Here is a 14,542-nt window from a genome sequence, read left to right on the forward strand (position 1 = left end):
AGCAAGTCTTGTCAGCGCATCCAGAACAGAATTGCTGGAAGCGTGAGAAGCGAGGTCGCCGTGGTGACGACGACCGTTGCCGAAGCGCGCTCCTGCCAGACGCCATATTGCTGCGCCAGCACGAAGACATTCGTCGCCGTCGGCAAGGCTGCCAGGAGGACGGCGGCACTGATCCAGATGGGTTCGAATGTGCCGAGACTGGTAAGGATCACATAAGCTAGCAAGGGGTGCAGCAGTAGCTTTGCGGGAACGAGATAGCCGATCTCGGCAGGGACACGTTTGATGGGACGCAGGGCAAGGGTGACGCCCATTGCAAACAGAGCGCAGGGAGCAGCGCATTGTGCGAGATAGTCGATCAGTTGCTGAATGGGCACGTATGGCCTGATTTCCAACAAGGCTGCCACGAAGCCCGCGATCATCGCGACGATAAACGGATGGGTGAGAACATTGCGTACAACGCTTGCGACGATGGCCAGTCCGGAGCGGCGATCGCCCTGCACGGCCATCAGGGCAGGCGCGGTGATGAAATGCGCAGCGTTTTCAAGGCACACGATCAGCGCCACGGGCGCCACGGCCTGCTCACCAAGCGCTACGATGGCAATGCCGGGTCCCATGTAGCCGATATTGCCATAGCTGCCGCCATATGCCTGAATCGCCGCCTCGCGTAACGATGCCTTCCGGAGGAAGAGCCCTGTGAGGAAAATCAGCGTGAAGATGCAATAGGTTGCCAGCAGGCTGAGACCAATGAAATCGAACCTGACGAGTTGGTCGAGCGGTGTGCTGATGATCAGGTCGAAAAAAAGCGCCGGTAGGGCGATGTAGATGATGAAGGTGTTCAGCCAGCCAAGGGCTTCGACCGGCTGTCTGGTGATGCGCGCTGCGATGTAGCCAATGGCAATGAGGCCGAAGAACGGCAGCATGAGCGCGGCGATTTCCAACATGAAGACTATCCGAGAATTGCAATGTCGACGTCAACGATTCGGCGCACAGCTTGCAACTGTTTGGCGACGATAGCGACGTGCAAAAATGAAATACCGCTGTGCCAGCCGGATAAAAGAACAACGCCGGCCACGGTGGCCGGCGTTGTGTAACGGTTACATATCAGTGCAATCAGCTTGCCAGGGCTTCCACCGGCGGGCAGGAGCAGATCAGGTTGCGGTCGCCGCCAACATTGTCGATGCGCGAGACCGGTGACCAGTATTTGGATGCAAACTCGCCCTTGCCCAGCGGAAAAGCGGCATCCGCGCGGGAATAGGGGTGCTGCCAGTGGTCCGACATGACTTCGGCGGAGGTATGCGGGGCGTTGACCAGAGGGTTGTCACCCTTCGGCCAGGTACCCTTGGCCACTTTGTCTGCTTCTTCGGCAATAGAGATCATCGCATCGCAGAAGCGGTCAAGCTCCTGCTTCGGCTCTGATTCTGTTGGCTCCACCATCAGAGTGCCCGGAACCGGGAATGACATGGTCGGTGCATGGAAACCGTAATCGATGAGGCGCTTGGCGATATCCTCGACGGTAACGCCGGTTTCAGCCTTCATGACGCGCGTATCGAGAATGCACTCATGCGCGACACGGCCGCGCTTGCCCTTGAAGAGGATCGGATAATGCTTCTCGAGGCGCGCGGCGATGTAATTGGCTGAGAGGATGGCAGCCTGCGTTGCCGCCTTCAGCCCGTTGCCGCCCATCATGCGAATATACATCCAAGTGATAGGTAGGATTGAGGCCGAGCCGAATGGCGCCGCCGAAACAGCGTTCTTGGTGCCTTGAACCACATGGCCGGGCAGGAACGGTGCAAGATGCGCTGCGACGCCGATCGGCCCGATGCCGGGGCCTCCGCCACCATGCGGGATGCAGAAGGTCTTGTGCAGGTTCATGTGGCAAACATCGGCGCCGATGTCGCCCGGTCGTGCAAGGCCGACCATGGCATTCAGGTTAGCGCCGTCGAGATAGACCTGACCGCCATGCGAATGGACGATCTCACAAATCTCCCTGATGCCTTCCTCGAACACGCCATGCGTGGACGGATAGGTGATCATCAGGCAGGCGATGCGGTCGGAGAACTGTTCGGCCTTGGCCTGCAGATCCTCAATGTCGACGTCGCCTTCCTCGAGGCATTTCACCACGACAATATCCATGCCGGCCATGGAGGCCGACGCCGGATTGGTGCCGTGTGCGGAGGCAGGAATGAGACAGACGGTGCGCTGGTCATCGCCGTTCTGCTTGTGATAGGCGCGGATTGCGAGCAATCCCGCATATTCGCCTTGGCTGCCGGCATTGGGCTGCAGGGAAACCGCGTCAAAGCCGGTAATTTCGCAGAGCCAGGCTTCCAGATCCGCGGTCATGGCGGCGTAACCCTTGGCGTGGCCGGCCGGGGCGAAAGGATGCATATGCGCGACATTCGCCCAGCTGACCGGCATCATCTCTGCGGCGGCGTTGAGCTTCATCGTGCAGGAACCGAGCGGGATCATCGCACGATCCAGCGCGAGATCCTTGTCTGCCAGACGACGCAGGAAGCGCATCATCTCCGTTTCGGAGCGATTCTCGCGGAAGGCAGGCTGCGTGAGGAATTTCTCGTCGCGCATCCGACCCGGAATTGTGCGTTCCGGCTTTTCAGCCGGCTGCGCGCCAAACAGAGCGGCGAGTGCAACGAGGTCTTCTTCCGTGGAGGTCTCGTCAAAGGCGATGGCCACGCGGTTGTCGTCCAGCACCCGAATGAGGCGGTTGTCCTTTTCCGCCTCGACCGCCAGGGCGTTCGACTTGCCCTTAACTGTAGCGGTAACCGTATCGAAAAAGCGGTCGGATGCGATTTCGATGCCAGCAGCCTTCAAGCCGGCAGCAAAACGCGATGCCAAGCCATGGACACGCGAGGCGATCATCTGCAGGCCCGCAGGGCCGTGGTAAATCGCATAGGCTGCCGCCATATTGGCAAGCAGGGCCTGCGCCGTGCAGATGTTGGAGGTCGCCTTGTCGCGGCGAATATGCTGTTCACGAGTCTGGAGCGCCAGACGGTAGCCGACGCGGCCCTGCGCATCCACCGACTGGCCGACGAGACGCCCCGGCATGAGGCGCGTCAGCTTGTCGGAAACGGCGCAATAGGCTGCATGCGGGCCACCAAAGCCCATCGGGACGCCGTAGCGCTGCATGGAGCCGACGGCGATATCAGCACCAAGTGAGGCGGGCGTATCGGAGATCGTCAGCGCAAGTGGATCGGCTGCAAAGATGACGATGGCACCAGCTTCCTTCGCCTTGGCGATAGCCTCTGCATGGTCGCCATAAACGCCATGCGTGTCAGGCCAGGAAACGATGAGTGCTGCCGTCTTGTCCGAAATTTCAGTCGATTCGACCAGGCCAAGCGGCTCCGCGCGGGTGATGACCACATCGCGCGTCTGCGCATGTGGCTCGCCGGCGAAAACGATTTCGGCACGACCCATGCGGTGATGGCGACAGGCAATACCCATGGCTTCGGCGACAGCCGTCCCTTCGTCGAGCAGCGAAGCGGAGGCGACAGGAAGCCCGGTCAACTCGTTTACCAGCGTCTGGAAATGGAAAAGCATTTCCAGACGACCTTGGCTGATCTCTGCCTGATAGGGCGTATAGGCGGTGTACCAGGCGGGATTTTCGAACATGTTGCGCTGAATGACGGGGGGCGTGTGCACACCGTAGTAGCCCGCGCCGATAAAGCTCTTCATCAGCACATTCTGCGCCATCTTCTGCGACAGTTCCTGAAGCGCTTCGGCTTCGGAAAGGGCAGCAGGAAGATCGAGTGCGCGATCGAGACGGATGGAAGCCGGAACGGCCTGCGAAATCAGCGTCTCGACGGAAGGAAGGCTGAGTTCTTTCAGCATGGCGCGTGTGTCATCGGCACTAGCACCGATATGACGACGCGAAAAGGGAATGCTCATCTCAGTCATAAGATTTCAACCTTATGCAATGGTTGCGTCGTAGGCGGCCTTGTCCATCAGGCCCCCAAGCTGGGAAACGTCGGCAAGCTTCATCTTCCAGAGCCAGCCGTCGCTTTCCGCGGCGTTGTTGACCAGCGCCGGGTCGGAGGACAATGCGTCGTTGACTTCCGTCACTTCGCCATCGACCGGACCGTAGACGTCTGATGCGGCCTTGACAGATTCAACGACCACGACGGCTTCACCCTTGGAGAACGTCTTGCCGACTTCCGGAAGCTCGACGAAGACCAGATCGCCCAGCTGTTCCTGCGCGTAATTGGTGATGCCGACGGTTGCGACGTCGCCTTCGACGGAAAGCCATTCGTGGTCGGCGGTGTAGTAGATCGTGCTCATGGGGATCAGCCTTTGAAATAGCGATGGGGAGTGAAGGGAAGGGGATGGATGGAGATGGCGATGCGGCGTCCGCGCACATCGGCAAAGAGCGGCGTGGCACCATCGGCATATTCCTTGGCAATCATGCCCATGGCGACAGGATGATCTGCGGAAGGGCCGAAGCCGCCCGAGGTGATGGCGCCGGCATGCACGCCGTCTCCGGTGACGAGACTTGTTCCCCCACGGACTGGCTGGCGGCCGTCGGCCTTAAGGCCGACGCGCTTTTGCGTCGCACCCTTTTCGCGGATGATCCGGAAGGCCTCTGCGCCGACGAAGGAACCACCCTCGCGGATCTCTTTTGGAATGGGCCACAGAAGCGTCGCGTTGACGGGGTCGGTCGCCGGCGTGATGTCATTGCCATGCAAACAGAGCCCCGCTTCCAGACGAAGCGAATCGCGGGCGGCCAAGCCGATCCATTCCACATCGGCGTCGGCCAGGAGTTTTTCGGCGAAGGGGCGGGCATCATCGAGCGGCAGGCCGATTTCGAACCCGTCCTCGCCCGTATAGCCCGAACGGCTGACGAACCAGCCTTTCTGCGTTTCCTTGCCCTGCATGAAGACAAGGCCTTCCATATCGAGCCCGACACGCTTTGCCACCTCCGCGGCCCTCGGCCCCTGGAGGGCCAGAAAGACGCGATCAAGCGGTGTAACCGTTACTTCGAAGCCCTTGGCGATTGTGCGCATATGCGCCTCGTCTTCTTCTGCGTTGCCGGCATTGGCCACAAGCATGAAGCGCAAATCGGACAGGCGCGTGACGATGAGATCGTCGATGATTCCAGCCTGCTCGTTGAGAAAGAAGGTATATTTCGCCTGAGATGGCGCAAGCTTCGATGCGTCGAGCGGGCAGGCGCGGTTCAGAAATTCGACCGCTTGCTTGCCCTCGATAGTAAAGAGCTTCATATGCGAAATGTCGAAGAGGCCAGCCTTTTCACGCGTGTGCAAATGTTCCTTCATCACGCCGAGCGGGTAGGTGAGCGGCATGTCCCATCCGGCGAAGCCACCAAACTTTGCGCCTGCCGCGATGTGTAGATCCTTGAGGGGAAGCGCCTTCAGCGCAGTGTTTTCGCCCATGTCTCCATCAGCCTTCGATACGAGTGCACGCTGACCAGCCGCTTGTCGCGTTTGGCCTGTTCGTGCCCCTCTGTCTGAAGCCTGAGAGACTTGCGTATGCAGAATACAGACGCTTACACCTTCGGCGCGGCCAGTTTGGATGCTGGCCGACTTTCCAGAGTTGTCGTTTCCGGCGACGGTTCATTTGCCTGAGAGATTTCGGGCGTTTTCCCCTTCGGCGGCAGATTTCTCTGCTCTCTCCCGCAACCGGACAGGGCATTTGCGCCCATGACAGCCCGCCAATACAGAAATTGACGGGAGCTGTCATTACAATGACGCGCGATTTCCCGCAAAATAATGCTGAATCGTTCAATTACGAAAGAAAGTTGCGTTGCCTCAAGGCAACGCAACCCAGCTGGGCGGCGGTTGTTTCGTACTCCGAAGCCCTTGCTGCGAGATCATATCATGGACGTTCTTCGCATTCTTATCGCCATCCTGCTGCCTCCGCTCGGCGTGTTCCTGCAAGTCGGGATAGGCCTGCATTTCTGGCTGAACATCCTGCTGACGCTGCTTGGTTATATTCCAGGTATCATCCATGCAGTCTGGGTGATCATGCGAAAGTAACGCCCCGGTTATGCATCCTGATCAGCCGCGTCCGCGATATCCGGGCACGCCCGTCTCCGGCAACCAGATGTGCTCCGGTGCCTTGCCTGTCTGCCAGAAAACATCGATAGGAATGCCGCCGCGGGGATACCAGTAGCCGCCAATGCGCAACCAGCGCGGTTCCAGAAGCTCGACCAGGCGACGGCCGATCGACACGGTGCAATCTTCATGAAACGCACCATGATTGCGAAACGAGGTCAAATAAAGCTTGAGCGACTTTGATTCGACCAGCCATTCGCCGGGAACGTAGTCGATTACAAGATGGGCGAAGTCCGGTTGACCGGTAACAGGGCAGAGCGAGGTGAATTCCGGTGCCGTAAAACGCGCGACATAATCCGTATCGGCCTGCGGATTGGGCACGCGCTCCAGTACGGCTTCTTCAGGCGATGCCGCAACAATGTTTGCACCGCCAAGCTGGGTGAGATGTTCGAGCGGATTTTTTGACATAGTTAGCTCCATGCGTTCGGGCAAGACAGGCCCGGGCATCCGGTATGTGGAAACAGAGGTGATAATGGCGCATCTTCATGCGAGGCGCGCCACTCTCGAATAACAGATGATCTGGAAAAGAAAGTGGCGCGAGTGACGGGGCTCGAACCCGCGACCCCCGGCGTGACAGGCCGGTACTCTAACCAACTGAGCTACACCCGCGCATTGGACCGAAGCAGGTCGTTTCGCTTCGGTGAGCGGCGATATACGGGGAGGATAGAGCCGTGTCAACGCGGCTTTTTCATTTAGCGGCGATTCTTTTCGACAAATTTGTTAAAAGAGGCGGCCGGGAATCTTACGAAATTTCAGGGAGATATGACGGCTTCTTCGCATCATGCTTCGAGCGCGCGCTTAAGCGGGCGGCCTGATTCGCAACATGTATAAAAAGGAGAAAATGGCGCGAGTGACGGGGCTCGAACCCGCGACCCCCGGCGTGACAGGCCGGTACTCTAACCAACTGAGCTACACCCGCGCATTGGACCGAAGCAGGTCGTTTCGCTTCGATGAATGGGCGTATACGGGGCGGGCATTTTCAAGTCAACTGCCTTTTGCCGATTTCATAACGTCGCTGGGGAAATTTTTGCTCCCGCACCGCCAAGCCAACATGAAGAGCAGAAATTCACAAACTTTATGCGACGATTTGATGAAAGGGCCCTTGCGTGGGCAAATCAAATCGCTTAGAGACGCGGCACACTGGCTTTTCGGGCGATTAGCTCAGTTGGTAGAGCGCCTCGTTTACACCGAGGATGTCGGGAGTTCGAGTCTCTCATCGCCCACCATTTTCCCATGTATGTCACCAGATGCCGTTTCCGGAACAAGTATCCATCATCGGCAGTTTTGTCCTTGCGTAAAATCCTGTGATTATCTGTCGCGCGTGCTTTCTTCCGAGCATCTGTGCGGCGACAACGCCTTTCATGGCCAAGCTCTATTTCCATTACGCAACGATGAATGCCGGCAAGTCGACACTGCTCCTGCAGGCATCCTATAATTACCGCGAACGCGGTATGCGCACGGTGATCTTTATCGCAGCGCTGGACGACCGGGCCGGGAAGGGACGCGTTTCCTCCCGGATCGGCCTTTCTTCCGAGGCGATTCCATTTGCGGAGGGGGACGATCTGTTCTCGATCATCTCCGAAATGCATGCGGTTGAGCCGATTGCCTGCGTTTTCATTGATGAGGCGCAGTTTCTGTCTGCCCGGCAGGTGTGGCAGTTGGCGCGCGTTTCAGACAGAAACGGCATTCCGGTGATGGCCTATGGCTTGCGAACCGATTTTCAAGGCAAGCTGTTTCCCGGTTCGCTCGAGCTCTTGGCCTTGGCCGACGAACTGCGCGAAATCAGAACTATCTGTTTTTGCGGACGCAAGGCGACAATGGTCGTCCGAGTCGATGAAGCGGGCAATGTCATACGGGAAGGCGCTCAGATCGAAGTGGGCGGCAATGAAAAATATGTATCGCTTTGCCGGCGCCACTGGGACGACAAGATGCGCTGCGACTAAGCCGCATTCGCATCTGCTTGCCGGTGCGCGCTTCTTGGCCCCGTCACCTTGATATTGACTGCGAAGCGGCGCGCGAAACTTCCACCATGTCGCAGTGACTTTTCGTGCTCGCTGTGCCATCGCTTCTTGTCATGAAAGCGATGCGCGCATTTTCGAGAGACAGGTTGCTTGCCTGGCCCATGCTGGGGCTGGTTGCTTATCTGCTCGTGCTGCAAGGCTTGATCGGCAATTACGCCCAGGCCGCGAGCGTTATGGGCGATGCCACCGGCGGGTCGGTCATCTGTACGCATCTTGGTGTGGTCGACAATAGCGAGCCAGGCGCGCCCGATCCGCTCAAGCATGATTGCTGCGCGATCGCGTGCCAGTCCGCGGGCGGCAAGGTGATGGGAAACGGTGCTGCCGCGCCCGTTCTGGCCCGGAATTTTACGGAAATTCGCGTTTCGCTGGATATGCGGGGGGCTGCCGCATGCCCGACCACCTGGACCGCGCAAGTGCCGGATGCGCGCGCACCGCCAGCCTTCTCCTGATTTTATTTCTCCACTCGCTATCGCAATGAACGCGCTTGCCCTGAGGCCAGTGCGTCGCGATGCAATTTCTCTTGCCAGAACAGGACTATTTCCATGCGCAAGTTTGCAGGCACTGCCGCTCTTCTTCTTTCGCTCGTTGCATCGGCTGCGGCGGCTCACGAATACAAGGTCGGTAATCTTGAAATCGGCCATCCCTGGAGCCGGGCTACGCTTCCGGGCGCTGTCGTAGGGGGCGGCTATCTCACGATAACCAATAATGGCACGGAAGACGACCGTCTCGTCGGCGGCACGACACCCGTCGCAAAGAAGGTCGAAATCCACGAAATGAAGATGGATGGCGGCGTCATGCAGATGCGTCAGCTCGATGGCGGCGTGGCCATTCCGGCAGGTCAGACGGTGAAGCTCGACACTGGCGGTTATCATCTGATGCTGCAGGAATTGAACGCGCCGTTGGAGAAGGATACGCGCGTGCCGCTGACCCTGGTTTTCGAGAAGGCGGGTAGCGTGCAGGTCGAACTTGCGGTCGGTCCAGCGGGCGGACGTGCGCCAGCACAGGACCATTCCAGTCACGGTGAGCATTCTCACGGCGCGCATCACTCGCACGAAGACGGGCATAAACATGACTGACGAGGCAGTTCTGCTTCCGGGAGAGCGGGTAAATGCCGGGCAAAGGGCAGCCGATCTTTATCGCGCTGTCTGGCGCTGGCATTTCTATGCCGGGCTTTTGGTTCTGCCCTTTCTCGTTTCATTGTCCCTTACCGGCGGCCTTTATCTCTTCAAGGATGAGATCGATCGCGCTGTGCACTCCGATCTTTTCGTCGTGGAGCAGGGAGCGGCGACTGTCGCACCTTCGCAGATAATTGACGCCGCAACGGCCCTGGTACCTGGCGCGGCGGTAAAATTCACCACCCCGCCGGACAGAACCCGTTCTGCGGAAGTCACCATCGTCGATGCGGGTGGGGCGCGGCAGGCCGTTTATGTCAATCCCTATACAGGCAAAGCACTTGGCACATTGCCTGATCGCGGCACTGTCATGTGGGTTGTGCGTTACTTGCACAGCCTGAAATTTTTCGGTCCCTATGCCCGCGCATTGATCGAGATTGCAGCGGGCTGGTCTATCCTTCTGGTGGCGACCGGCCTCTATCTCTGGTGGCCAAGGGGAAGGAATGGCGGTGTGCTAAGCGTGCGCGGCAAGCCGCGCCAGCGCATCTTCTGGCGCGACACGCACGCCGTGACGGGCGTCGTCGTGGGCGGTGTCATCGTCTTTCTGGCCATTACAGGCATGCCCTGGTCGAACGTCTGGGGCGGGAAGATCAATGAATGGGCAAACGGGAATAATTTCGGCTATCCCGCGGGCGTCCGCGTGGAGGTGCCGATGTCGGATCGTAAGCTGTCCGAAAATGGTCTCACGGCATGGTCAATGGAACAGGCGCAAATCCCGCGCTCGGCCCATGCCGGTCATGATGGACACATCGCCCAAGATCCGCATGCAGGCCATGGAGGGCATGAAAGCACCACGATTGTCGAAGCGGCTGGCGTGGATGCCGTCGGCATTGACCGCGTGGTTGAAAAATTCGAGACTCTCGGGTTGCATCCGGGCTTCGCCATCGTCTTGCCGAACGGCCCGACCGGCGTCTATAGCGGCTCGGTGTATCCGGACGATCTGAGCCAGCAGCGCGTCGTGCATCTCGATCAATATACCGGAGAGCCATTGCTCGATGCCTCTTATGCCGATTACGGCCCGATGGGGAGGGCGCTCGAATTCGGCATCAATGTTCACCTAGGCCAGGAATTCGGACTTACAAACCAGATCATCCTGGCGATCTTCTGCCTCGGAATCATCCTGCTCTCGGTGTCGGCGGGCGTCATGTGGTGGAAGCGGCGCCCGAGCGGACGGATGGGTGTGCCGCCCATGCCATCCGATCCACGTATCTTGCATGGTGTCGTGGCGATCCTGATTATTGGCGGGATCCTGTTTCCTCTGGTCGGGCTTTCGCTGATCATTATTCTCGTCATCGATGTCATGACCCGCAGAACGGTGCTATCGAAATGAACAAAAAACAGCGGTAAATTAAAGGTTTACCGCTGTTTCCGTATTCGAAAGATCAACCTTCGCTTCTGCGTTCCCCATCAACGAGAAGCTGACGAACCTTTTGGACTGCGACGTCGTTGCTGGTGCCATAAGGGATAAGCCCTTTCAGACGGCCATCCGAGCCCACCAGAAGAACATCCATGCTGTGCGCCATCGAATAACCGCCATTGCCGTTTGGCACTTTCCGCGCATAGAGTTTCCATCCATCTATCATCTTGCGCATTTCCGGCAGTTCGCCCGTAACGCCGGTGATGCGATCTGAAAACGCGTTTGCATAGGCATTTACCGTCTTCACATCGTCGCGCTCCGGATCGACGGTGAAGAAATAGGCATTCAAATTGCTGCCATCCTCGCCAAGAGCTTCCATCCATCCGGCCATCTCGTAAAGCGTGGTCGGGCAGACCTCCGGGCAGCGCGTGTAGCCGAAGGACATGATGGCAGGCGCGCCTTTCAGATTTTCCTCAGTGAAGGGGCGGCCTTCATCGTCGACAAGATGGAAGGCCGAATCAAAACGCTCATGGCTTGGCAGATTGAAGAAGAGCCAGGCCAGAACCGCAATGGTGAAGGCAGCAAGAAAGCTGCCTACGATTGCCGCAAAGCCCATATGGGGATTATTACGGTTCTTGTCAGAGAAAAGGTCGGATTTCTGATAAGCGGCCACACAGCTGCTCCATTTCATCGTCGTCGTTACGAAGGGTTTCTAGCGTACAAAAGTCCGGGTCCGCGATGTGGCAGATTGACCGGCTACCCTTTACGTTCTTCATTGCGTCGTTATCCTGCATATTCTACCTAAAAAAGGGCGTGGCGTCGTTGAAAGTCAAAATATTATGAAGGCTGGTTGGCCGTTTTTTGCACCTACGAGTGAGATGGCCCGGCAGATCATCGCTTTCGACTGGGCGGCACACCCGCTTGGACCGATAGATACCTGGCCGAAAACGCTTCTGATTACGGCTGGCATGATGCTGCGTTCGCCCTTTCCGAAGGCGATCGTCTGGGGCGAAAACATGACAACGCTCTATAATGATGCCTTCCGCCCGATCCTCGGCGCGAAAGAGAACACGCTGGGCGCTTCATTCTCGGATGTGTGGGCCGAAGCATGGGACGATCTGGGCGAGATCGCCGACCGTGCCTACGCGGGCGAGGGGACGTTTGTCGAAGACTTCCCCATGGTCATCAATCGGTTCGGCTACGAAGAGCAGGCCTATTTCACTTTTTCCTATAGTCCGATTCACGATGAGCAGGGTGATGTTTTGGGCTTCATGAACACAGTGATCGAGACGACAGGAAAGATCGAAGCTAATCGACGTTCTGCGATCGTCAACACGGAACTCGCGCATCGGATCAAGAACACGCTGACTATCGTACAATCCATCGCCAGTCAGACCTTGCGCACGGCGCCCGACATGCCTACAGCGCGCCGCCTGCTTTCGCAAAGATTGCAGACCCTTGCGCAGACGCATTCACTGCTGACCGGCGGAAGCAAGGGCGATGCACCCGTTCGCGACGTCGTGGAGAGTGCGCTCGCACTGCATATAGGCGATGGCTCTCGCGTTACATTGTCCGGGCCAGCACTGCATCTGGGTGAGCGCCAGGCTCTCTCGCTGGGTATGGCGGTGAATGAACTCGCGACCAATGCGCTGAAATATGGCGCCTTGTCGGTCGAGACGGGAAAAGTCCGGATCGAGTGGACGACCGGGGAAACGTTCCAGTTCCACTGGCTCGAACAGGGCGGTCCGATCATTTCCCCACCAAAACGGATCGGTTTTGGGTCCCGGCTTCTTAAAGACGTGGTTTCCTATGATTTCAAAGGGGTGGTGACGCTTGAGTTTGCGTCCACTGGCCTTTGTTACAAACTCAACTGCGACCCGCGCAACCTGCGGCCCGAGATGGCTTCTCAGCCAGGAGAAACTCAGCTGAAGCCGTGATAGCGGCCCGGCTTGTGGTTGACGGCAAGAATGACGTTCAGGATCGTCGCGCCAATGATCGATAGAAGAATGCCTTCCGGCGATAGCACAAACAAGGAAGCGACCAGAATTGCCAGATCCAGCCCCAGCTGGAAAAATCCCGCTCGAATGCCGAAATTCTCCTGAAGATAGATCGCCAGAATGTTTATGCCGCCGAGTCCGGTGCGATGGCGGAACAGAATGAGCAGGCCAACGCCGGAAAGCATTCCGCCAATGATCGCCGCATAAAGCGGTGACAGATGAGAAAAGTCGATCCAGTCGCCGTTCAGGCGAGAGAAGATGGACACAAGTCCGACGGCGATGAAGGTACGCAGCGTGAACTTCCAGCCGAGTCGCTTCCAGGCAAGAAGATAAAACGGCAGGTTGATTATAAAGAAGACGAGTCCAAAGGAGTAGCCGCTAATATATTGCAGGAGCAGGGCGATGCCAGCAGTGCTGCCAACGAGCAGCATGGACTTTGTATAAAGCAGCATGCCGAGTGAAACCAGAAGCGTTCCCATTATCAACGCCATTGCGTCTTCGAGAATGGAGTGGCGCTCGGTATGGGCTTCGATTGCTGGCGGATTGCTCAAAATCTTCTCCGAGTCGGTAGGTGCCGTGCGACTCTTTGCCTGCTTGCTGAAACCGGCGCAAGCGGCCAGATAAACGTCCCCTGTAGCGACTTTTGTTTTCCTCAAGAATCGTATGTGCGGGGAGCATTCTCGAAACTCGCCCATTCGAACAAATAAAACTTGACTATAATTATCACCTTTAATAAACGAAATATGTTAACAGCACGAAGTTGAGCGTTTGCGCCAATTCGTCTTCGTACCGTCTTTTTTTGGCCGACTTTCTTCGACTGCGGGCTTGCGTCCGCGGTCGCGCTGCGCTAACCGTCGCCGCGATGCAACTGGACACTATAGCTATGGGTCCACTGGTATAATCATTAGCGATTTACCCAAGGTTCCCGCGCTAAAGTCGCTCCAAATGCCAGCTACATGGAAAGTCGGACCATGGACGAACTTCTTACGTCTTATCTGCCCATCGTCGTTTTTCTTGGCGTTGCGGTACTTGTAGGCCTTTCGCTCACGATCGCGCCCTTCATCATTGCCTACCGCAATCCAGACCCGGAGAAGCTCTCTGCTTATGAGTGCGGCTTTAACGCGTTCGACGACGCGCGCATGAAATTTGACGTGCGCTTCTATCTTGTATCGATCCTCTTCATCATCTTCGATCTGGAAGTCGCATTCCTCTTCCCATGGGCGGTCGTATTTGGCGATATCGGCTGGTTCGGCTTCGCGTCGATGATGATCTTCCTCGGCGTTCTGACCATCGGCTTCATCTATGAATGGAAGAAGGGAGCGCTGGAATGGGATTGACCAGCAACAACCAGACGCTCGTTGCACCGCAGCCAAAGGGCATCATCGATCCGAACACCGGCAAGCCGGTTGGTTCCGACGACGCCTTCTTCGGTTCGATCAATGACGAGCTTTCCGACAAGGGCTTCATCCTGACCTCTTCGGAAGCGCTGATCACGTGGGCGCGTTCCGGTTCACTCATGTTCATGACATTCGGTCTTGCATGCTGCGCCGTGGAGATGATCCATACCTCCATGCCGCGCTATGATTCCGAACGTTTCGGCGTTGCGCCCCGCGCATCACCGCGCCAGTCCGACGTCATGATCGTCGCCGGCACACTGACCAACAAGATGGCGCCCGCTCTGCGCAAGGTCTATGACCAGATGCCTGAGCCGCGCTACGTCATCTCGATGGGTTCCTGCGCCAACGGCGGCGGCTATTATCACTATTCTTATTCGGTCGTGCGCGGCTGCGATCGCGTGGTTCCTGTCGACATTTATGTTCCAGGCTGCCCGCCCTCCGCCGAGGCGCTTCTCTATGGCATTCTCATGCTGCAGAAGAAGATCCGCCGCACCGGTACGATCGAGCGCTGAGGGCTA

At 57.7% G+C, this 14,542-nt stretch carries 15 protein-coding genes, 3 tRNA genes and 2 riboswitches; of the genes, 9 read left to right on the forward strand and 9 right to left on the reverse strand.

Annotation, left to right across the window (positions count from 1 at the left end):
• Positions 1-11: 11 nt before the first annotated feature.
• From IE151_RS00080 to gcvT, 4 genes are all read right to left on the reverse strand, one after another.
• Positions 12-941 (reverse strand): AEC family transporter, encoded by a 930-nt coding sequence (locus IE151_RS00080; protein ID WP_189486600.1) that lies wholly within the window; start codon positions 939-941, stop codon positions 12-14.
• Between the two features lie 169 nt (positions 942-1,110).
• Positions 1,111-3,909 (reverse strand): aminomethyl-transferring glycine dehydrogenase, encoded by a 2,799-nt coding sequence (gcvP, locus tag IE151_RS00085; RefSeq protein WP_189486602.1) that lies wholly within the window; start codon positions 3,907-3,909, stop codon positions 1,111-1,113.
• 12 nt (positions 3,910-3,921) lie between these two features.
• The gene (gcvH, locus tag IE151_RS00090; RefSeq protein ID WP_189486604.1) at positions 3,922-4,290 is read right to left on the reverse strand and encodes a glycine cleavage system protein GcvH; all 369 of its coding nucleotides are present in this window, start codon (positions 4,288-4,290) and stop codon (positions 3,922-3,924) included.
• A 5-nt stretch (positions 4,291-4,295) separates the two neighbouring features.
• Positions 4,296-5,399 (reverse strand): glycine cleavage system aminomethyltransferase GcvT, encoded by a 1,104-nt coding sequence (gcvT, locus tag IE151_RS00095; protein ID WP_189486607.1) that lies wholly within the window; start codon positions 5,397-5,399, stop codon positions 4,296-4,298.
• Between the two features lie 60 nt (positions 5,400-5,459).
• Positions 5,460-5,565, reverse strand: a riboswitch (glycine riboswitch).
• A riboswitch (glycine riboswitch) is annotated at positions 5,566-5,652 on the reverse strand.
• Positions 5,653-5,843: 191 nt separating this feature from the next.
• On the opposite strand from gcvT, the gene IE151_RS00100 reads away from it, so the two are divergent.
• The gene (locus IE151_RS00100) at positions 5,844-6,002 is read left to right on the forward strand and encodes a YqaE/Pmp3 family membrane protein (RefSeq protein ID WP_189486609.1); all 159 of its coding nucleotides are present in this window, start codon (positions 5,844-5,846) and stop codon (positions 6,000-6,002) included.
• 21 nt (positions 6,003-6,023) lie between these two features.
• Here IE151_RS00100 and queF read toward each other — a convergent pair whose 3' ends face one another.
• From queF to IE151_RS00115, 3 genes are all read right to left on the reverse strand, one after another.
• On the reverse strand, positions 6,024-6,488 hold the full coding sequence (gene queF / locus IE151_RS00105; protein ID WP_189486611.1) for a preQ(1) synthase: 465 nt from the start codon (positions 6,486-6,488) through the stop codon (positions 6,024-6,026).
• Positions 6,489-6,612: 124 nt separating this feature from the next.
• A tRNA-Asp gene (locus IE151_RS00110) sits at positions 6,613-6,689 on the reverse strand.
• Between the two features lie 233 nt (positions 6,690-6,922).
• Positions 6,923-6,999, reverse strand: a tRNA-Asp gene (locus tag IE151_RS00115).
• A gap of 231 nt (positions 7,000-7,230) precedes the next feature.
• On the opposite strand from IE151_RS00115, the gene IE151_RS00120 reads away from it, so the two are divergent.
• The 5 genes from IE151_RS00120 to IE151_RS00140 all read left to right on the forward strand — a co-directional run bounded on the left by IE151_RS00120 (position 7,231) and on the right by IE151_RS00140 (position 10,603).
• Positions 7,231-7,306: transfer RNA gene (locus IE151_RS00120), tRNA-Val, on the forward strand.
• A 135-nt stretch (positions 7,307-7,441) separates the two neighbouring features.
• Positions 7,442-8,023 (forward strand): thymidine kinase, encoded by a 582-nt coding sequence (locus IE151_RS00125; protein WP_189486613.1) that lies wholly within the window; start codon positions 7,442-7,444, stop codon positions 8,021-8,023.
• A 140-nt stretch (positions 8,024-8,163) separates the two neighbouring features.
• On the forward strand, positions 8,164-8,550 hold the full coding sequence (locus IE151_RS00130) for a hypothetical protein (protein WP_189486615.1): 387 nt from the start codon (positions 8,164-8,166) through the stop codon (positions 8,548-8,550).
• Between the two features lie 93 nt (positions 8,551-8,643).
• A complete protein-coding gene (locus IE151_RS00135; RefSeq protein ID WP_189486617.1) occupies positions 8,644-9,177 on the forward strand; it encodes a copper chaperone PCu(A)C in 534 nt (177 codons plus the stop codon).
• Complete coding sequence (locus IE151_RS00140; protein WP_189486619.1) at positions 9,170-10,603, forward strand: PepSY-associated TM helix domain-containing protein; 1,434 nt, start codon at positions 9,170-9,172, stop codon at positions 10,601-10,603. Before IE151_RS00135 ends, IE151_RS00140 begins: the two co-directional genes overlap by 8 nt.
• A gap of 52 nt (positions 10,604-10,655) precedes the next feature.
• On the opposite strand, the gene IE151_RS00145 is transcribed toward IE151_RS00140, so the two are convergent.
• The gene (locus tag IE151_RS00145; RefSeq protein ID WP_244636547.1) at positions 10,656-11,303 is read right to left on the reverse strand and encodes an SCO family protein; all 648 of its coding nucleotides are present in this window, start codon (positions 11,301-11,303) and stop codon (positions 10,656-10,658) included.
• A gap of 205 nt (positions 11,304-11,508) precedes the next feature.
• On the opposite strand from IE151_RS00145, the gene IE151_RS00150 reads away from it, so the two are divergent.
• Positions 11,509-12,567, forward strand: coding sequence for a sensor histidine kinase (locus IE151_RS00150; RefSeq protein ID WP_189486621.1), 1,059 nt, complete (start codon positions 11,509-11,511; stop codon positions 12,565-12,567).
• On the opposite strand, the gene IE151_RS00155 is transcribed toward IE151_RS00150, so the two are convergent.
• Positions 12,552-13,118: a YitT family protein gene (locus tag IE151_RS00155; RefSeq protein WP_189487548.1), complete on the reverse strand. Its 567-nt coding sequence runs from the start codon at positions 13,116-13,118 to the stop codon at positions 12,552-12,554. The genes IE151_RS00150 and IE151_RS00155 overlap by 16 nt on opposite strands.
• A 480-nt stretch (positions 13,119-13,598) precedes the next feature.
• Between IE151_RS00155 and IE151_RS00160 the strand changes: the two genes are divergently transcribed.
• A complete protein-coding gene (locus IE151_RS00160) occupies positions 13,599-13,964 on the forward strand; it encodes an NADH-quinone oxidoreductase subunit A (RefSeq protein WP_189486623.1) in 366 nt (121 codons plus the stop codon).
• Positions 13,955-14,536 (forward strand): NuoB/complex I 20 kDa subunit family protein, encoded by a 582-nt coding sequence (locus tag IE151_RS00165; RefSeq protein WP_189486624.1) that lies wholly within the window; start codon positions 13,955-13,957, stop codon positions 14,534-14,536. The genes IE151_RS00160 and IE151_RS00165 overlap by 10 nt, the downstream gene beginning before the upstream one ends.
• Positions 14,537-14,542 lie beyond the last annotated feature (6 nt).

Source organism: Limoniibacter endophyticus (assembly GCF_014652835.1).
Taxonomy (GTDB): Bacteria; Pseudomonadota; Alphaproteobacteria; order Rhizobiales; family Rhizobiaceae; genus Limoniibacter; species Limoniibacter endophyticus.